The sequence below is a fragment of the Paraburkholderia sp. MM5482-R2 genome, from assembly GCF_050436125.1.
Classification (GTDB): domain Bacteria; phylum Pseudomonadota; class Gammaproteobacteria; order Burkholderiales; family Burkholderiaceae; genus Paraburkholderia; species Paraburkholderia tuberum.
This window is the reverse complement of record NZ_JBNDLP010000003.1, coordinates 2429005-2448041: the sequence shown is the minus strand read 5'-3', so window position 1 is coordinate 2448041 and position 19037 is coordinate 2429005. Positions and strand designations below refer to the sequence as shown.

Sequence of the window (19037 nt, the reverse complement as noted above, 5' to 3'; positions counted from 1 at the left end):
ATTCGCCATGTTCGAGGCTACGATGTCCGTCAATCGTTGCCGTGCAGGACCTGGCGTTCCAGTGTCATGGCACCCCTTTAAATTCCACCATTGGGAAGACACAGGATGAGCTATTCCGCGCCCGTCAAGGACATGCTGTTCGCCATGAATGAACTTGCAGGTCTCGAACACGTGTCGACGCTGCCCGGCTTCGAGGACGCGACAGTTGAAACTGCGCAGGCAGTCCTCGAAGAAGCCGCCCGCTTTAATGCGGACGTGCTGGCGCCACTGAATGTCGAAGGAGACAGGAACCCGAGCAGCTGGACGGATGGGGCGGTCACCGCCTCGCCAGGCTTCAAGGAAGCATTTCAGCAGTTCGCCGAGGGCGGCTGGCAGGGTGTCGTTCACCCCATCGAATATGGCGGCCAAGGGTTGCCGAAACTGCTTGCCACACCGTGCATCGAAATGCTGAATGCCGCGAACCTGTCGCTTGCGCTGTGTCCGTTGTTGACCGACGGCGCGATCGAGGCGCTATTGACCGCGGGCAGCGAGGAGCAGAAGCAACGCTACGTGCCGAAGCTGATCTCTGGCGAGTGGACCGGTACGATGAACCTCACTGAACCGCAGGCCGGTTCCGATCTCGCGCTCGTGCGCACACGCGCTGAACCCCACAACGACGGCACATACCGCATTTTCGGAACGAAGATCTTCATCACCTGGGGCGATCACGATATGGCGGGGAACATCGTGCACCTTGTGCTCGCGCGGATACCGGACGCGCCGCAAGGTGTGAGGGGTATTTCGCTCTTTATCGTCCCGAAGTTCATGATCAACGACGACGGCACGCTTGGCGCGCGCAACGACGTGCTGTGTGTGTCGATCGAACACAAGCTGGGCATCAAGGCGAGCCCCACTGCGGTGTTGCAATTTGGTGATCACGGAGGCGCAATCGGTTACCTGATCGGCGAGGCCAACCGCGGGCTCGAGTACATGTTCATCATGATGAACGCGGCGCGCTTCGGTGTCGGCGTGCAGGGCATCGCTGTTGCCGATCGCGCGTACCAGAAAGCCGTTGCCTATGCGAAGGAGCGCGTGCAGAGCCGGCCGGTTGACGGTTCGGCTAAACAGTCAGTGGCGATTATTCAGCATCCCGACGTGCGCCGCATGCTCGCGACGATGCGCGCGTTGACGGAAGGAGCCCGTGCGCTCGCCTACGTCGCTGCTGCCCACAGCGACATCGCGCATCGTCACGCCGACGAGCCGGTGCGAGCCGACCATCAGGCGATCTACGAATATCTGGTGCCAGTCGTGAAGGGTTGGAGTACGGAGCTGTCGATCGACGTCGCGAGCCTGGGCGTACAGGTGCATGGCGGGATGGGTTTCATCGAAGAGACTGGCGCCGCGCAGTACTACCGCGACGCACGCATTCTGACGATCTACGAAGGTACGACCGCGATCCAGGCGAACGACCTGGTCGGACGCAAGACGCTCCGCGACGGCGGTGCGGTCGCCAAGGTGTTGATTGAGCAGATTGACGAAACGCTTGCGGCGTTGTTGGAGCATGCCTCGTACGAGTCCAGCCCAGCGTTCCAGGTGCTTTACCGTCATCTTGCGGCGGGTCGCGTTGCGCTGGCGAACGTCGTCGAGTTTGTGCTCGCCCGAGCCCAGCAGGAACCGAACGTGGTGTTTGCCGGCAGTGTGTCGTATCTGAAGCTGGCCGGCATCGTGCTGGCTGGCTGGCAGTTCGCCCGGGCGCTACTGGTGGCCACGGAGAAGCGCAGCGACGATCCGTCGTTCTACGACGCGAAGATCGCGACGGCACACTGTTTCGCGACGCAGGTCCTGCCGCAGGCACTCGCGTTGGAAGCGGCCATCGTCGGCGCGCAGGATGACGTGGGCGTGCTGGCGCTGACGGAAGACCAGTTCTGATGCAAGGGGGGATCATGACTGAAGCTCGCCTCATCGAGCAATACGGTCCACGCGAGTCGATGGAATACGACGTCGTGATCGTCGGCGGCGGCCCGGCTGGGCTGTCCGCGGCGATCCGGCTGAAGCAGTTGGCCGCGGAGAAGGGCGTCGAGCTTGGCGTGTGCGTACTGGAAAAAGGCTCGGAGATCGGGGCGCATATCCTCTCGGGCGCGGTGATGGACCCGCGTGCGATCACCGAACTGATTCCCGACTGGAAGGAAAAAGGCGCGCCGCTGACGGTCGACGTGACCGAAGACCGCTTCCTGTTCCTGACGGAAACCGGTTCGAAGAGCGTGCCGACCTGGGCGCTGCCGGACAATTTCAAGAACCACGGCAACTACGTGATCAGCCTCGCGAACGTGACGCGCTGGCTGGGTCAGCAGGCCGAGGCGCTCGGCGTCGAGATATTCCCGGGCTTTCCGGCTGCCGAGATTCTGTACAACGACGATGGTTCGGTCAAAGGCGTCGCGACCGGCAATCTGGGCGTCGGCAAGGACGGCGAACCGACCGGGAACTTCCAGCTCGGCATGGAACTGCACGCGAAATACACGCTGTTCTGCGAAGGCGCGCGCGGGCATCTCGGCCGTCAACTGAATGACAAATTCAGGCTGCGCGAAGGCGCCGATCCGCAGGTCTACGGCATCGGCATCAAGGAACTGTGGGAAATCGATCCGTCGAAGCACAAGCCGGGTCTGGTGATGCACACGGCCGGCTGGCCGCTCGAAAACGACACGTATGGCGGCTCGTTCCTCTATCACATGGACAACAACCAGGTGGTGGTCGGTTTTGTGGTCGGCCTCGGCTATTCGAATCCGTATCTGTCGCCGTTCGAGGAATTCCAGCGCTACAAGACCCATCCGGCGATCCGCGCGATTCTCGAAGGCGGCAAGCGGGTGTCGTACGGCGCGCGGGCGATCACCGCGGGTGGCCTGCTGTCGCTGCCGAAGCTGGTGTTCCCGGGTGGCGCGCTGGTGGGCGACGATGCGGGTTTCCTGAACGCATCGCGGATCAAGGGCTCGCATGCGGCGATCAAGACCGGCATGCTGGCGGCTGAGGCTGCTTTTGAAGCCGTGCAGGTAGGCCGCACCAGCGATGAACTGACGGCCTATCCGGAGTCGTTCAAGACCTCGTGGCTTCACACGGAATTGCATCGTGCGCGCAACTTCAAGCAGTGGATGAGCAAGGGCCTGTACCTCGGCACGCTGATGGTCGGCATCGAGCAGAAGCTGCTGGGCGGCAATGTGCCGTGGACGCTGCATCACCAGCATTCCGATCACGAGATGCTGAAGCCGGCTTCGCAGTGCAAGCCGATCACGTATCCGAAGCCAGATGGCAAGCTGACCTTCGACCGATTGTCTTCCGTGTTCATTTCGAACACCAACCACGAAGAGAATCAGCCGGCTCACCTGACGCTGAAAGACCCTTCAGTGCCGGTGAATGTGAACTGGCAGACCTATGCCGGCCCCGAGTCACGCTACTGCCCGGCTGCCGTCTACGAGTTCGTCAGGAACGACGACGGCAGCGAACGCCTCGTGATCAACGCGCAGAACTGCGTGCACTGCAAGACCTGCGATATCAAGGACCCGACGCAGAACATCGTGTGGGTGACGCCTGAAGGCGGCGGCGGTCCGAATTATCCGAATATGTGATCGGCCGACAGCGCTTCGTTTCAAGAAGGGCACAGCAACCAATTCAAGGAGCAACTGATGCAGAGGGAAGTCGTTGTTGTCAGTGGTGTCCGCACGGCCGTCGGGAAATTCGGCGGCAGTCTGAAGGATCTGCCACCGACTGAGCTCGGCGCGATCGTCGTGCGCGAGGTGCTGGCGCGCGCGCAGCTCGCAGGCGACCAGGTCGGCCACGTCGTGTTCGGAAACGTGATCGCGACCGAGCCCAAAGACCTCTATCTGGCGCGGGTCGCCGCGCTTAACGGCGGCGTCTCCGAAGCGACGCCGGCCTTTACCGTCAACCGGCTTTGCGGGTCGGGCCTGCAGGCGGTCGTCTCTGCTGCGCAAACCATTCTGCTCGGCGACGCGGATGTAGCGATCGGCGGCGGCGCGGAGAACATGAGCCGCGCCCCGTATGTGACGCCCGATGCGCGCTTCGGTGCGCGCATGGGCGACGCCCGCCTGATCGACATGATGCTCGGCGCGCTGAACGATCCATTCCATGCGGTGCCGATGGGGGTTACCGCGGAGAACGTCGCGCAGAAGTACGGCATCACGCGTGACCAGCAAGACGCACTGGCGCTGGAATCGCACCGCCGGGCCACCCGCGCGACCGCCGAGGGACGCTTCAAGGAACAGATCCTCCCGATAACGCGGAAAGTCAAAGGCAAGGAGGTCGTGTTCGATACCGACGAGCATGTGCGTCAGGACGTCGATCTGGCGGAACTCACCGGGCTGCGCCCGGTGTTCCAGAAAGAGCGCGGCACGGTGACGGCTGGCAACGCCTCCGGGATCAACGATGCGGCGGCAGCGGTCCTGATGATGGAGCGCAAGGAGGCTGAAGCGCTCGGACGCAAACCGATGGCACGCCTGGTGTCGTACGCGCATGCGGGAGTCGATCCGCGTTATATGGGCATCGGCCCGGTGCCTGCCACGCGCATCGCGCTGGAGCGGGCCGGCCTCACTATCGGTGACCTTGATGTCATCGAGGCGAACGAGGCGTTTGCCGCGCAGGCGTGTGCGGTGGCGCAGGAGTTGCAGCTCGATGCAGCTAAAGTCAATCCGAACGGCTCGGGCATCTCGCTCGGCCATCCGATCGGCGCGACAGGCGCGCTGATCACGGTCAAGGCGCTTTACGAACTGCAGCGCATCCATGGGCGCTATGCGCTCGTGACGATGTGCATCGGCGGCGGCCAGGGCATCGCGGCCATCTTCGAGAACCTTCAGTGAACGGCACACGAGAACTTGCAGGAGGCGACAGATATGGCAATTGAAACGGTAGGAATCGTCGGCGCGGGCACCATGGGCAATGGCATTGCCCAGACTGCCGCGGTGTCCGGACTGAAGGTCATGATGATCGATCTTGCCGAGGCGGCGTTGGTGAAGGGAATGGCGACGCTTACGTCCAGCCTCGAGCGGCTCGTCGCGAAAGAAAAAATCGATGCAGCCATGCGCGACGCGGCGCTCGCCCGCATCGAGACCTCGACCGACTATCAGCGCCTTGCGAACGTCGATCTCGTGATCGAGGCCGCCACGGAAAGCACCGAACTGAAGGTGCGCATCCTGAAACAGATCGAAGCCTCAGCTCGTGCCGACTCGATCATCGCATCGAACACCTCGTCGATCTCCATCACGGCGCTTGCATCTACGCTGTCAGATGCTTCCCGCTTCGTTGGTATGCATTTCTTTAACCCGGTACCGCTGATGCCGCTGGTGGAGATCATCCGTGGCTTGCAGACGAACGATGCCACTGTGCAGGCGATCCGCGAACTGACGACGCGGTTTGGCAAGTCGCCGATCTGCGTCAAGAACGCCCCAGGTTTTGTGGTCAACCGGATTCTGGTGCCGATGATCAACGAAGCGTTCTTCGTGCTTGCAGAGGGCGTTGCCACGGCGGAAGAGATCGACGCCGGCATGTGTCTTGGCGCGAACCACCCAATCGGCCCGCTAGCTCTCGCAGACCTCGTGGGGCTCGATGTCTGCCTGTCCGTGCTAGATGTATTCGCGAAGGATTTCGGTGACCCGAAGTACCGCGCGTGCCCGCTGCTGCGCGAATTCGTGGCCGCCGGCCGGCTTGGTCGAAAGACCGGACAAGGTGTCTACGGCTACGACTGAGCAGCGTGTCGACGAGCGAACTGCACTTATTGTGGGCCGCCAGCCTGGCAGGCTGCGCGATATGTGGTGGGGTTGTCGAAGAGGACCCGGCCGTGGCTTGTAGTTTTCGATCGTCCGACAGGTACTGGAACTCGACTTTATTATTTTGGAAAACCAGATAGATATGGAACACTCAGCGATCAAGGCGACGTTGTCCTTCAGTGACGAGTCGCCGAGCGTCGAAATGCCGATTTACAAGGGCACGATTGGCCCGGATGTGATCGACATTCGCAAACTGTACGGCCAGACCGGCAAGTTCACGTACGACCCGGGCTTCATGTCGACGGCGGCGTGCAATTCGGCGATTACCTACATCGACGGCGACAAGGGCGAACTGCTCTACCGCGGCTACCCGATCGACAACCTCGCGCAAAACGCCGACTTCCTCGAAACCTGCTACCTGCTGCTGAACGGCGAGCTGCCGAACCAGAAGCAGAAGGTCGAATTCGTCGGCACCGTCACGAAGCACACGATGGTGCACGAGCAGATGCAGTTCTTCTTCCGCGGCTTCCGCCGCGACGCGCACCCGATGGCAATTCTGGTCGCCGCGGTCGGCGCGCTGTCGGCGTTCTATCACGACTCGCTCGACATCAATAACCCGCGTCACCGCGAAGTGTCGGCGATCCGTATGATCGCGAAGCTGCCCACGCTGGTCGCGATGGCGTACAAGTACAGCATCGGCCAGCCGTTCGTGTATCCGAAGAACGACCTGTCGTACAGCGCGAACTTCATGCGCATGATGTTCTCGAACCCGTGCGAAGAGTATGAGGTCAACGACGTGCTGGTGCGCGCGCTCGACCGTATCCTGATCCTGCACGCTGACCACGAGCAGAACGCATCGACGTCGACCGTGCGGCTCGCCGGTTCGTCGGGCGCGAATCCGTTCGCGTGTATCGCGGCGGGTATCGCGTGTCTGTGGGGCCCGGCGCACGGCGGCGCGAACGAAGCCGCGCTGACCATGCTGGAAGAAATCGGCTCGGTCGACAACATTCCTGAGTTCATCAAGCAGGTGAAGGACAAGAACTCGGGCGTGAAGCTGATGGGCTTCGGCCACCGCGTGTACAAGAACTACGACCCGCGCGCGAAGCTGATGCGCGAGACCTGCTACGAAGTGCTCGAAGAGCTGGGCCTGCACGACGATCCGCTGTTCAAGCTCGCCATGGCACTGGAAAAGATTGCGCTGGAAGACGAATACTTCGTGTCGCGCAAGCTGTACCCGAACGTCGACTTCTACTCGGGCATCGTGCAGCGCGCGCTGGGCATCCCGACGTCGATGTTCACCTGTATCTTCGCGATGGCACGTACGGTCGGCTGGATTGCGCAGTGGAACGAAATGATCGCCGATCCGGAACAGAAGATTGGTCGTCCACGTCAGTTGTTCGTCGGAAACGGTGCTCGCAGAGTAGCTGATCGCTAGTTCGTATGCGGACATTGTCAACTTGTCCCTGTGATGCGGATTTGCCGTCTCGCGTGACGGCAAATCTGGCTCGTTTCATTTAATAAAACGTTCCCACGACGTCGAAAGAGGGTATATGCACATCGGAGTGCCAGCCGAGACGCGCGCGCACGAAACCCGCGTCGCCGCGACGCCCGAAACGGTCAAGAAGTATGTGACCCAGGGCCACCGGGTCACGATCCAGAGCGGCGCCGGCACCGGCGCCAGCTTTCCTGACGATGCCTTTACGGCCGCCGGCGCGGAGATCGTCGACGCGGCGACCGCGTTCGGCGCCGATCTCGTCCTGAAAGTCCAGTCGCCCACCGACGCCGAATTGCCGTTGCTCAAACGCGGCGCGGTGCTGGTCGGCATGCTCGATCCGTTCAATACCGAAAACTCATCGAAGCTCGCCTCCGCGGGTGTCACTGCCTTCGCGCTCGAAGCCGCGCCACGCACCACGCGGGCACAAAGTCTCGACGTGCTGTCGTCGCAGGCGAACATTGCGGGCTACAAGGCGGTTTTATTGGCCGCCACGCTCTATCCGCGCTTCATGCCGATGCTGATGACCGCGGCCGGCACCGTGAAGGCCGCGCGCGTGCTGATTCTCGGCGCTGGCGTCGCGGGCTTGCAGGCGATCGCGACCGCCAAGCGTCTGGGTGCGGTGATCGAAGCCTCCGACGTCCGCCCCGCCGTGAAAGAGCAGATCGAATCGCTCGGTGCGAAGTTTCTCGACGTGCCCTACGAAACCGACGAGGAGCGCGAAGCCGCGCAAGGCGTCGGCGGCTATGCGCGGCCGATGCCGCCTTCATGGCTGCAACGCCAGTCGGCGCTGGTCCACGAGCGCGCCAGACAGGCGGACGTGGTGATCTCCACCGCGTTGATTCCGGGCCGCGCCGCGCCGACCTTGATTTCAGCGGAAACCGTGCAGGCGATGAAACCCGGCTCCGTACTGGTGGATCTCGCCGCCGGACGCGGCGCGGAGTATGAAGGCCGGCGCGGCGGCAACTGTCCGCTGACCGAAGCGGACCAGGTCGTCACGAAACATGGTGTGATCATCGTCGGCTATACGAATCTGGCCTCGATGGGGCCCGCCGACGCGTCGTCTTTATACGCGCGCAATCTGCTCGACTTCCTCAAGCTGATCATCACGAAGGAAGGGACACTCACCATCGATCTCGCGGACGACATCGTCGCGGCCACGCTGCTGGCCCGTGACGGCGAAGTCACGCGCAAGGCCTGAGCAACCACTAAAGGAGAACGGCGATGGAAATCATCAACCACACCGTCATCAATTTGATCATTTTCGTGCTGGCGATTTACGTCGGCTACCACGTGGTCTGGAACGTCACGCCCGCGCTGCACACGCCGCTGATGGCCGTGACCAACGCGATTTCGGCGATCGTGATCGTCGGCGCAATGCTCGCCGCGGGCCTGACCCTGGGCACGCCCGGCAAGTTCTTCGGCACGCTCGCGGTCGCGCTGTCGGCAGTCAACGTATTCGGCGGCTTTCTCGTCACACGACGAATGCTGGAGATGTTCCGCAAGAAAGAGCCGAAGAAGCTCCCCGCTGACAAGGCACAATCCACGACCAGGGAGAACGCGTAATGAGTCTGAACGTCGTCACGCTGCTTTATCTGGTCGCGTCGGTCTGCTTCATCCAGGCGCTTAAAGGGCTGTCGAATCCGAAGACGGCGCGCATCGGCAATACCTTCGGCATGGCCGGGATGGCGATCGCGATCCTCACCACCATCGCGCTGATCGTCAAGCAGGCGAACGGGCTCGGCTCGAACCTCGGTCTGGGTCTCGGTCTGCTGCTGGTCGCGCTGGTGGTTGGCGGCGCGGTGGGCGCGTTCGTTGCTGCGCGCGTCGAGATGACCAAGATGCCGGAACTGGTCGCGGCCATGCACTCGCTGATCGGTCTCGCGGCCGTGTGTATCGCGTATGCGGTGGTGTCGGAGCCGGCCGCGTTCGGCCTTGTCGATCCGGAGAACACGGCGCCGGGTTTCCTGCCGTACGGTAACCGTATCGAGCTGTTCATCGGCACGTTCGTCGGCGCGATCACGTTCTCCGGTTCGGTGATCGCGTTCGGCAAGCTGTCGGGCAAGTACAAGTTTCGGCTGTTTCAGGGTGCGCCGGTCGTCTACGGCGGCCAGCATCTGATCAACCTGATGCTCGCGCTCGCGATGCTCGGCTTCGGCGTCCTCTTCTTCCTCACGCAGTCGTGGCTGCCGTTCATCATCATGACGATCATCGCGTTCGTGCTCGGCGTGCTGATCATCATTCCGATCGGCGGCGCGGACATGCCGGTGGTCGTGTCGATGCTGAACTCGTACTCGGGCTGGGCGGCGGCGGGCATCGGCTTTTCGCTGAACAATCCGATGCTGATCATCGCCGGCTCGCTGGTGGGGTCGTCGGGTGCGATCCTGTCGTACATCATGTGCCGGGCGATGAACCGCTCGTTCTTCAACGTGATTCTGGGCGGCTTCGGCAACGAGGCGGGCGCGGCGGCCGCAGGTGGTTCGGCCGAGCAGCGTCCGGTGAAATCCGGTTCGGCCGACGATGCGGCCTTCATGCTCGGCAATGCCGAAACCGTGGTGATCGTGCCGGGTTACGGGCTGGCCGTGGCGCGCGCGCAGCATGCATTGAAGGAGCTGACCGACAAGCTGGTCGAAAAGGGTATCGAGGTGAAGTACGCGATTCACCCGGTGGCCGGCCGGATGCCGGGACACATGAACGTGCTGCTCGCGGAAGCCGAAGTCGCCTACGACATGGTCTATGAAATGGACGATATCAACGGCGAGTTCGGCCAGGTCGACGTGGTGCTGGTGCTCGGCGCGAACGACGTGGTGAATCCGGCGGCGAAGAACGATCCGAAGTCGCCGATCGCGGGCATGCCGATCATCGAGGCGTACAAGGCGCGCACGGTGATCGTCAACAAGCGTTCGATGGCAGCGGGCTACGCCGGGCTCGACAACGACCTGTTCTACATGGACAAGACGATGATGGTATTCGGCGATGCGAAGAAGGTGATCGAGGATATGGTTAAGGCGGCGTAACGCCGTTGGCACAACAATTGATACCCCGGAAGTTTCCCGGTTTGTCGACAAAAAATTTCCCTGAACGATAAGGACCTGCGTGAAAACATCTCGCCGTACTTTTATGATCACGACCGCCGGTGTCGCTTCGAGTCTGGCACTTTCGCGCCTCGCATTCGCCGATTCGCCAAAGTTATCGGACACTGACTCCACGGCTCAGGCACTCGGCTACAAGTACGACGCGACCAAGGTCGACAAGGCGAGGTACGCGAAGTACGCGGCCGGTCAGATCTGCGGGAATTGCACCTTCTATCTGGGCAAGCCGAGCGACGCGTTCGCGGCTTGCCCGATGTTCGGAGGCAAGCAGGTCGAGGGCAAGGGCTGGTGCAGTGCCTATAGCAGGAAAGCGTGACGTAGCCGACCGTATCGGCGGTCTCTGAAGCGTCACTTGGCAACGCCAGTAAGGTCTCGCAAGGCTCAGCACCGACATGGGCAGCATGTATTCGGCGAGTACCGTGCCGATCGAAGATCTCGCCGCGATGCAAGCGGCGGCGCTGAAGATCGGCCTGCAGATGCGTTACATCCAGGCGTTGCACGAACAGGAGAGGGCGGCGGATCTCGTGGCAGATATCGGCAAGGAGCAGAAGAAGCTCGATGTGGCTTGGCGTGACTACTATCCGGCAAAGATCGCGACGACGGATGAGCGCAGACTGGCCGACCGGGTAGCGAAGGTCCTGGCCGCCTTCCGGACGCAATCCGACGACATCGTCGAGGTGCTTCGCTCCGGCAATCTGGACATGGGAGGACGTTCGGCGTGCGATCCAGCGCGTGGTCGAAATCAACGACAGCATCTTCGAAGCTTCAGAAGAACAGCGCGGCGGGATCGGGCAGGTGAACGACGCGGTGAATCGCATGGATCAGGTGCTCCGCAACAATGCTGCCGTGGTCGAGCAGGCCGCGCAGGCGGCGCTCTCGCTGGAGGACCAGGTCGCCGCCCAGCGGTGTGCAATTGCAGTCTTCGAGGTCCGCTCGCAGGCATGCGGGACAGCGACCTGAGCGTGGGGCGACCAGGGTTTCGGGCGCTGATAGTGCCAAGGCGCTCGACGCGCGTTTCATGGAGACCGCCAACCTCCTCGTGCTGGAGGAATCGTCGGGCGTAAGAAACGGCTAGCAACCGGAATGCCACCACGGCGGCCAGAAAAGACAGGGTATCCCCTGTCTATTTTGTTCGCCATTATTTTGTATCATGACCTATGTTTAGTAACGTTTCATATAGGCGGTGTGTCGGGCACGGAGGCTGATGGCAGGAGCCCGGTAGATCGCCGGCCGTGGGTGCTGAAGGTAAAGGAGTAGGAAATGAGCAGCAACGTAGAGTCTTTGCGAAGCCTGATCGAGAAATGGCTTGCCCCCACGCCGGCCTCGCCGATCAGTTTGACCCGGATGAATTACGCGAAGTCGCGGTCTATGCGATGTGTACGTGTGGAGTCGCTTCGGGCGTCGGGAGCCCTGGCGATTATCTTTTTCCGCCACGACGACGGATCGTGGTGCGTGTTTCCTCCCGAGCCGCGGCGGCCGGCAATGCGAGCTTCTCTGTAGCCCGGGTAAGGAAAGCCGGCGCATGCGTCGACATTTGAGTGGAGGTTGCGATGGATATCGAAAAGATTGCGAACGACTCGGGTATGCTGCTCGTGCTCGAAGGCCGGATCGGCCGTGAAGAGTACAAGAGCGTGTACGGATCCCTGCATGCTTTGCAGCGCTTTGCCAACAACATTCGCGAGCTGGTCGCCAGCGAAGCCTGTTCCGAGATGCTGCACACGGAAACGAGCTAAGGCGCCATGCGGCGCGGCGATGCCGCGCCGGCGCAAGGACTGCAAGAGAAAGGTGGTCGCGAACCGCGCCACCAGGGTCCGGCAGCGCCGATCAGGAAATGCCATCGTGCCTTTGTCAAAGATCGATCTGAATCTGTTCGTCGTTTTCGAGGCGATCTACAGGACGCGCAATCTCACGCGCGCCGCGGAGATGCTCTTCATCACGCAACCCGCCGTCAGCAATGCGCTGGCGCGCATGCGCAAATCGCTCAACGATCCGCTATTTGTCAGCACCTCGACCGGCATGGCGCCGACGCCCCTCACGGAGAACATCATTGGGCGGGTGCGCGAAGCGCTGCAGCTGCTTGACTCGAGCGCGCACGCGGGCGAGCAGTTCGACCCGGCAGCTTCTGAACGCGTGTTCCGGCTCAGCATGACAGACCTGACCGAAGCGCTGTTGCTGCCCGGGCTGGAAGAGGTGTTGCAGCGGCAGGCCCCGGGCATCCGTATTGAAAGCTACTTCACTCCCCGAAGCAACATTCCGGACGCGCTGGCCAACGGCGCCGTGAATCTCGCCATCGACGCCCCTCTGATCGATGACCCTCGCCTCGAACAGGCGCCGCTGGGCCGGGATCGATATGCGTGCATGCTGCGCCACGATCAACCGTTCGCACGCAAGAAACTGTCGATGGACGATTACCTCAGGCTCGGCCATATCCACGTCTCGAGCCGGCGGCAAGGCCTAGGGCTCGTCGACGCCGAACTCAACAAGCTCGGCGTCAGGCGAACGATCCTGACGCGCGTGCAGCACTACCTGGTTGCACCGTTGATCGCAATGCGTACGGACCTCGTGCTGACCGCACCGCTCATGCTGCTGCAACGCTACGATGCCCGCATCCTCGAGCTGCCGTTCGACCTGCCCGAGATGGAGTCGCGCTGCTACTGGCACCGCAGTGCCGCTGAAGATCCGGCGCATCGCTGGTTGCGAGAACAGGTCATCCGCCTGATGGGAGAGACGAGCGCATAGCGGGTTAGTGTTATCACCATATTTTATGACGCGTAATCACAATAATAAATTTTTGGAATGGTATCGAGCTGAGTATGCTGTCGATCAGAACTTATGAGGGATCGCATGGCAGAACTCCATTTGATACGGCATGGCCAGGCGTCCTTCGGCGCCGAGAACTATGACCGGCTCTCAGACATCGGAACGCGCCAGGCGCGTTGGCTTGGCGAATACTTTGCCGATTCCAAACTGTGTTTCGATCGCGTCGTCATTGGCACGATGCGGCGCCATCGGCAGACGGCGGATGCGATTCTTGAAGGATTGGGCAGTCCTGTCGTCGAGATGACGCAACATGCCGGACTGAATGAATACGACTTCGATGCGCTCTATCGGGCGGCGCGTGACGACAACCCGGCATTGAACGCGCTCGCGCAAGGCACTGAGCGACATGCAGATCCGAAACAGCAGCGTCTGCCAGTATTTCTTCAACGCTGATGCGATGTCGCTAGCCAGCTTCAATTACGTGCCTCACCTCGATCGCCCCGAGCGCCGCGAATTCGTCACCTATGGTTGACCCCGTTTCAGGATGTTTTGCACCTCATGAACGATAACCTTTATTTCGACGCCGACAAACTCTCCCACTACCTCGCGTCGCACGTGCCGGGTTTCGAAGGCCCCATGACCGTGGAGAAATTCGCCGGTGGGCAGTCGAATCCGACGTTCCTGCTGCACGCGCGCAGCGGCCGCTACGTGCTACGCCGGCAGCCGCCGGGAACGTTGCTGAAATCGGCGCATGCCGTCGACCGTGAATTCCGCGTGCTGGCCGCACTTGCAAATACACCGGTGCCGGTCGCCCGAGCGTTGCATCTTTGCGAAGATCGCGATGTGATCGGCAGTCTGTTCTACGTGATGAGCTACAAGGAAGGGCGCATTTTCTGGAATCCGGCGCTGCCAGAAATGGCGGCCAGCGAGCGTGGCTCGCTTTATGAATCGCTGATCGAAACGATGGCAGTCCTGCATGACGTGGACGTTGATGCGGTCGGGCTGTCGGACTATGGCCGCAGCGGCAACTATTTCGAGCGTCAGATCGGTGTATGGACCAAGCAGTATCGCGCCGCGGAGACCGGGACGCTGCCGGCGGTGGACGCGTTGATCGAGTGGCTGCCCGCGCATTGTCCTGCCGAATCGGATCGACCGTCGCTGGTGCACGGCGATTTTCGCCTCGATAACCTCATATTCGAGCAAAACGCGCCAACAGTCCGCGCGATTCTCGACTGGGAATTGTCAACGCTCGGCAATCCGCTGGCAGACCTAGCGTACTTCTGCATGTGCCTGCGGCTGCCCCCTGAGGGGTATATCACCGGGCTCGGCGGGCTGAATCGCAACTCACTGGGCATTCCCGACGAACCTGCCCTGGTTGAGCGCTACTGCCGGCGTCGCGGGATTTCGTCAATCGCAGACTGGAACTTCTACCTGGCGTTCAGCTTCTTCCGGCTCGCAGCGATCGCGCAGGGCGTCAAGAAGCGGGCGCTGGACGGCAATGCGTCGAGCGACAAGGCGCGCCAGGTTGGTGAGATGGCCGGTACGCTCGCGCAGATGGGCGTTGATCTTCGTTGACCTTTGATGCGGACGGGGCGTGCACGCGTTGGTGGCGTGTGTGAGGAATCGGCAGGATTCAGGTGACCGCGAATATTGGAGACAGTTGTGACGACGAATTTATTTGATCTGACGGGAAAGATTGCGCTCGTGACCGGTGCGAGCCGCGGCATTGGCGAGGAAATTGCGAAGCTGCTCGCCGAGCAGGGCGCGCATGTAATTGTCTCGAGCCGCAAGCTGGAGGACTGTGAAGGTGTGGTCGGCGGGATCCGGTCGGCCGGCGGGAGCGCGCAGGCGCTTGCATGCCACGTCGGCCGGGTTGACGACATTCTTCTTGCATTCCAGACCATCCGCAGCCAGCACGGGCGCCTGGATATTCTGGTCAATAACGCCGCCGCAAATCCGTATTTTGGGCATGTGCTCGATACCGATCTGGCGGCGTTCGAAAAGACAGTCGAGGTGAATCTGCGCGGCTACTTCTTCATGTCTGTCGAGGCAGGCAAGCTGATGCGCGATAACGGCGGCGGGGCTATCGTCAATACGGCGTCGGTCAACGCGCTGCAACCGGGCGACAAACAGGCCATCTACTCGATCACGAAAGCCGCCGTCGTCAATATGACGCGTGCGTTCGCGAAGGAGTGCGGCCCGCTGGGTATCCGCGTGAACGCGCTGCTGCCAGGGTTGACGAAGACCCGTTTCGCCGGCGCCCTGTTCGAGGATCAGGAAACTTATGATCGTTGGCTCTCGAAGGTTCCACTGCGCCGCCACGCGGAGCCCCGCGAGATGGCGGGAACGGTGCTGTATCTGGTTTCTGATGCGGCCAGTTATACGAACGGCGAATGCATTGTCGTCGACGGCGGTTTGACGATCTAGCCATTGGCGGCAGGCACGGTCTCAGTCGTTTCAAGCGGACATTTTGCAAGGAAGAATCATCATGGATTTTGGCTATACCCCCAAGGTCGAAGCGTTGTGCGAGCAGTTGCGCGCCTTCATGGATAAACACATCGTCCCGCGCATCCGGCAGTGGCACGATGAGGTGAACCAGGGGCAGTACCCTGTGTCGTTCATGGAGTCGCTCAAGGAGCAGGCTCGTGCCGAGGGCCTGTGGAACCTGTTCCTGCCGCATCTGCGGGACGACGAGCCGGGCACGCGGCTGACCAATCTGGAATACGCGCCGCTCGCGGAAATCATGGGGCGGGTGTCGTGGGCGTCGGAAGTCTTCAACTGCAACGCGCCCGACACCGGCAACATGGAACTGCTGCACATGTTCGCTACGCCTGCCCAGCGTGACCAGTGGCTGACGCCGTTGCTCGATGGCAGGATTCGCTCGGCTTTCGCGATGACGGAACCTGAGGTCGCATCTTCGGATGCGACCAACATTACGACCTCGATTCGCCGGGACGGCGACGACTATGTGATCAACGGCCACAAATGGTTCATCACGAACGCCGCGCATCCTCATTGCAAGTTGTTCATCGTGATGGGCAAGACCGACCAGCAGGCACCGGCGCACCGGCAGCAGAGCATGATTCTCGTCCCCAGGGACACCGCAGGTGTCGAGATCGTGCGCAACATAACGGTGGTCAATCACGTTGCGCCGGAAGGGCACTGCGAGATCGTGTTCCGCGATGTTCGGGTACCGGCAGCCAATCTGCTCGGTGAAGAGGGCAGCGGTTTCGCGCTGGCTCAGGCGCGTCTTGGACCGGGGCGCATCCACCACTGCATGCGCTCGATCGGCGCGGCCGAGCTTGCTCTCGAATTGATGGTCGAGCGCGCTCAGTCGCGCACGACGTTCGGCAAGGCGCTGCATGAGCACGGCGCGGTCGGCGAATGGATCGCGAAGTCGCGCATCGAAATCGAGCAGGCGAGGCTGCTCGTGCTGAGGGCGGCCTGGATGATCGACCGGGTTGGGGCCAAAGAAGCACGCAAGGAGATCTCGATGATCAAGGCGCTCTTGCCAACGGTGTACGCCAATGTTTGCGAGCGAGCGATGCAGGTTTTCGGTGCGATGGGACTGAGCCCTGATACGCCATTGGCCGACAACTGGACCTGGGCACGCGCGCTGCGCTTTGCCGACGGTCCAGATGAAGTGCATTTGCAAGGCATTGCGCGCATGGAAATCAAGGCACGGCCGTACGTTGCGGGAGCAACCAATGCCTATCTGATAATGCCTGCACGGGACTGACCGCGGCGAGTGGCCGGGCGACGTCAACGTGTTGCGGCACCTTGCCGCAAAATACTCCTCGTCGCGATTTCACGACGCGCATTTTTCATGCCGTCACAAGGCTCTGTCAACTTGGCGGGCGTAGGGTAATTACGTAGCCAAAGCGTAGCTATCCTTATCAGATAACTTCCTCGAGTGCGGCAATAACAGTCCAACCATGCCATGTGGCGAAGCGTTCTTTGAGTACGGCACGATGCCATGCCGCGTTCATTTGATGTGTGGGCAACGCGAAGTGCTGCCGTATCGGTCCGAAGCATGAGAGGAATTCCTGCGTGCGACGCGCATCGCGAAAGCCGCACATCTGGCGTTCGCGCCTGCGGGTCGGCTGATGGCTGTTCTCGGCACGGTTGTTCACGCGTGCAGCCGCCTTGACGAAAACGTGCTTCACATGAGCGAGCTCAGGAATATCAGCCTTCGCCGCCGGATAGCTGCGCAACTGGTCGGTAACGATCTTGCGCGGCACCGGGTTTGAACGCAGCACCCGCCGGAAGAAGCGCTTTGCCGCAGTCTTGTCGCGCCGCTTTTGCACCAGCAATGCTCATTTCTCACTCAAGCATATTGGCGACTATGTTGGCCATCGAAGCATCTCTTCTACCCAGATTTACGGCAAGCTGGCAATCGATCAACTACGCGATGTCGCGCAAGGCGATAGGGAGGATGTGCTATGAGATCTCCCACCCGCTTCCGGAGCTTTCTTGGTCCAGATATCGAACGGTTCCTCGGCTACAAGCGTAAAATCTGACACCCACAGCGCGTTAGGTCGTTCGGCCTTGAACTGCTGCTGCACGCGGTCCAGCGGGCAAGGTCTCGAACTGTCGCTAACGGTCGTCCTGATGAATCTGCCGCGCCGCACACCCCGCAGGCCCAGCTTCTTCAACCGCTCTACCGTGCAGCGGGCCACCTGGATGCCTTCGCGTGCGAGTTGCAGCCAGACCTTGCGGACTCCGTACACTTGGAAGTTCTCCTCCCACACGCGCCGGATTTCCCCGCATAGCATTGCGTCACGCTGGGCCCGCGCCGGCCGGCGTGCTGGATCGGCCCGCCGGGCCACATGCTGGTAATACGTCGACGGGGCGATCGGCAGCACCCTGCAGATCGGCTCGACCCCGTAGACCTGCCGGTGATCATCGATGAACGTGATCATCACTTCGATCGGCGGTCGAGCTCCGCCTGTGCGAAATACGCCGATGCTTTGCGCAGGATTTCATTAACCTGGCGCAACTCGCGAACCCGCTCCTGCAGTTGCTTCTTCCAGTCTGTGATCTGGTTCGGATGGACATCAAATTGCTGCGCCAGCTCTGCCAGAGTTTTTTGTCGCCCTTGAGCGCCGCAAGTGCCACCTTTGCCTTGAACGCCGGTGAATGTGTTCGTCGGTTTCGTTTCGTCATCTTCTGGTTCCTTCGCCGGCCATTATGACCGACTCACTCCCCAGCTTTTCCACTCAATCAACTGTCCGAACTCCCGGAGCCACCTCTGCCAGTGGTCACAGGTCTGCACATTGGTGGTCGGCCATGTGTAGCGAGCTATGAGCGTAGTCGGCTTTCGGCCGGCGCCTCCGCCCGAAGGACAACATGAACATGATTATGGCAAGAGCCGATGCGGCAATGAGTGTTATCGCCGCGACACCTTTAGACCCTCGCGGATTGCGCGATCGCACTGGCGGCAGCATGCGCATCGATCCTGATCGCGCTGTCTTCGAACACCGTCATCTATGTCAGGTGATGGTTAGCACAAGCAGCGCGCCGACGACGAATTGATAGATCGTATGACCCCGCGAAGTCAGCACGATAAAAATGCCGGCTAAAGGCCGCCACGTAATCCGCCACTTTCAGTAGAGAATCGTCCGGTCATTGAGCCCGTCATCGGCTCGCAGAGAATCATATGCATAGCTACGCATTGACAAAGTGACGAGATTCGGCAGATAGTTGCCGGCGTTCTCGCCTAACACGCGTACAAGGAGTGTGGTGGGTTCCGTCAAAATCACAATCACAAGCAGATCGAAACCAAAGATCGATTTGCGGTGGTGAAGATATTCCGTAGCGAGACTACGTGCCCTCAGGCCTGCAGGTGACCGACAAAGTGGCTAATGAAGCAGCAGTCGGCACTTGGGCATTACCCTTCTCCTTCACAGTTTCTCGCCCCGACAGGCGGAAATGCGTGAACCGGGA

At 61.2% G+C, this 19037-nt stretch carries 16 protein-coding genes, 4 pseudogenes and 1 other annotated feature; of the genes and pseudogenes, 18 read left to right on the top strand and 2 right to left on the bottom strand.

The annotated features are described in order from the left end of the window. The first annotated feature begins 105 nt into the window (after positions 1-105). The 17 genes and pseudogenes from OKW37_RS33200 to OKW37_RS33120 all read left to right on the top strand — a co-directional run bounded on the left by OKW37_RS33200 (position 106) and on the right by OKW37_RS33120 (position 16830). On the top strand, positions 106-1908 hold the full coding sequence (locus OKW37_RS33200) for an acyl-CoA dehydrogenase (RefSeq protein WP_429403449.1): 1803 nt from the start codon (positions 106-108) through the stop codon (positions 1906-1908). Then, entirely contained in the window at positions 1908-3596 is a 1689-nt protein-coding gene (locus tag OKW37_RS33195; RefSeq protein ID WP_429403448.1) for an electron transfer flavoprotein-ubiquinone oxidoreductase, read from the top strand. Before OKW37_RS33200 ends, OKW37_RS33195 begins: the two co-directional genes overlap by 1 nt. Positions 3597-3653: 57 nt before the next feature. Next, positions 3654-4841, top strand: a complete 1188-nt coding sequence (gene bktB / locus OKW37_RS33190) for a beta-ketothiolase BktB (RefSeq protein ID WP_429403447.1) — start codon at positions 3654-3656, stop codon at positions 4839-4841. A gap of 33 nt (positions 4842-4874) precedes the next feature. After that, positions 4875-5726, top strand: a complete 852-nt coding sequence (locus OKW37_RS33185; RefSeq protein WP_429403446.1) for a 3-hydroxybutyryl-CoA dehydrogenase — start codon at positions 4875-4877, stop codon at positions 5724-5726. Between the two features lie 163 nt (positions 5727-5889). Continuing rightward, positions 5890-7182 (top strand): citrate synthase, encoded by a 1293-nt coding sequence (gene gltA, locus OKW37_RS33180; RefSeq protein ID WP_429403445.1) that lies wholly within the window; start codon positions 5890-5892, stop codon positions 7180-7182. 115 nt (positions 7183-7297) lie between these two features. Next, complete coding sequence (locus OKW37_RS33175) at positions 7298-8440, top strand: Re/Si-specific NAD(P)(+) transhydrogenase subunit alpha (RefSeq protein ID WP_429403444.1); 1143 nt, start codon at positions 7298-7300, stop codon at positions 8438-8440. 23 nt (positions 8441-8463) lie between these two features. Then, the gene (locus tag OKW37_RS33170; RefSeq protein ID WP_184060740.1) at positions 8464-8805 is read left to right on the top strand and encodes an NAD(P) transhydrogenase subunit alpha; all 342 of its coding nucleotides are present in this window, start codon (positions 8464-8466) and stop codon (positions 8803-8805) included. Beyond that, complete coding sequence (locus OKW37_RS33165; RefSeq protein WP_429403443.1) at positions 8805-10256, top strand: NAD(P)(+) transhydrogenase (Re/Si-specific) subunit beta; 1452 nt, start codon at positions 8805-8807, stop codon at positions 10254-10256. The genes OKW37_RS33170 and OKW37_RS33165 overlap by 1 nt, the downstream gene beginning before the upstream one ends. Positions 10257-10335: 79 nt before the next feature. Beyond that, entirely contained in the window at positions 10336-10647 is a 312-nt protein-coding gene (locus OKW37_RS33160) for a high-potential iron-sulfur protein (RefSeq protein WP_184060744.1), read from the top strand. Between the two features lie 70 nt (positions 10648-10717). Next, positions 10718-11020, top strand: a pseudogene (locus OKW37_RS33155) (MCP four helix bundle domain-containing protein); the annotation flags it as partial. A gap of 43 nt (positions 11021-11063) precedes the next feature. Continuing rightward, positions 11064-11291: a hypothetical protein gene (locus tag OKW37_RS33150; RefSeq protein ID WP_429403442.1), complete on the top strand. Its 228-nt coding sequence runs from the start codon at positions 11064-11066 to the stop codon at positions 11289-11291. A gap of 590 nt (positions 11292-11881) precedes the next feature. Continuing rightward, on the top strand, positions 11882-12064 hold the full coding sequence (locus tag OKW37_RS33145; RefSeq protein WP_429354101.1) for a hypothetical protein: 183 nt from the start codon (positions 11882-11884) through the stop codon (positions 12062-12064). 106 nt (positions 12065-12170) lie between these two features. Beyond that, positions 12171-13070, top strand: coding sequence for a LysR family transcriptional regulator (locus OKW37_RS33140; RefSeq protein WP_429404352.1), 900 nt, complete (start codon positions 12171-12173; stop codon positions 13068-13070). Positions 13071-13175: 105 nt separating this feature from the next. Beyond that, positions 13176-13623 (top strand): annotated as a pseudogene (locus OKW37_RS33135) (histidine phosphatase family protein). A 26-nt stretch (positions 13624-13649) separates the two neighbouring features. Next, a complete protein-coding gene (locus OKW37_RS33130) occupies positions 13650-14666 on the top strand; it encodes a phosphotransferase (RefSeq protein ID WP_429354099.1) in 1017 nt (338 codons plus the stop codon). Between the two features lie 87 nt (positions 14667-14753). Next, complete coding sequence (locus OKW37_RS33125) at positions 14754-15518, top strand: SDR family oxidoreductase (RefSeq protein ID WP_184060752.1); 765 nt, start codon at positions 14754-14756, stop codon at positions 15516-15518. 61 nt (positions 15519-15579) lie between these two features. Further along, positions 15580-16830 carry an acyl-CoA dehydrogenase family protein gene (locus OKW37_RS33120; RefSeq protein ID WP_429403441.1) on the top strand — a complete coding sequence of 417 codons (1251 nt, stop codon included), beginning with the start codon at positions 15580-15582 and terminating at the stop codon, positions 16828-16830. A gap of 157 nt (positions 16831-16987) precedes the next feature. Here the strand turns inward: OKW37_RS33120 and OKW37_RS33115 are convergent. Together OKW37_RS33115 and OKW37_RS33110 are read right to left on the bottom strand one after the other, a co-directional pair. Then, positions 16988-17404: pseudogene (locus OKW37_RS33115) on the bottom strand (DDE-type integrase/transposase/recombinase); the annotation flags it as partial. A gap of 195 nt (positions 17405-17599) precedes the next feature. Next, positions 17600-18257: pseudogene (locus OKW37_RS33110) on the bottom strand (transposase); the annotation flags it as partial. Then, positions 17939-18055, bottom strand: a sequence feature (AL1L pseudoknot). (Overlaps the previous pseudogene by 117 nt.) Positions 18258-18440: 183 nt before the next feature. Between OKW37_RS33110 and OKW37_RS33105 the strand changes: the two are divergent. Beyond that, the gene (locus OKW37_RS33105; protein ID WP_184060756.1) at positions 18441-18626 is read left to right on the top strand and encodes a hypothetical protein; all 186 of its coding nucleotides are present in this window, start codon (positions 18441-18443) and stop codon (positions 18624-18626) included. Positions 18627-19037: the final 411 nt, after the last annotated feature.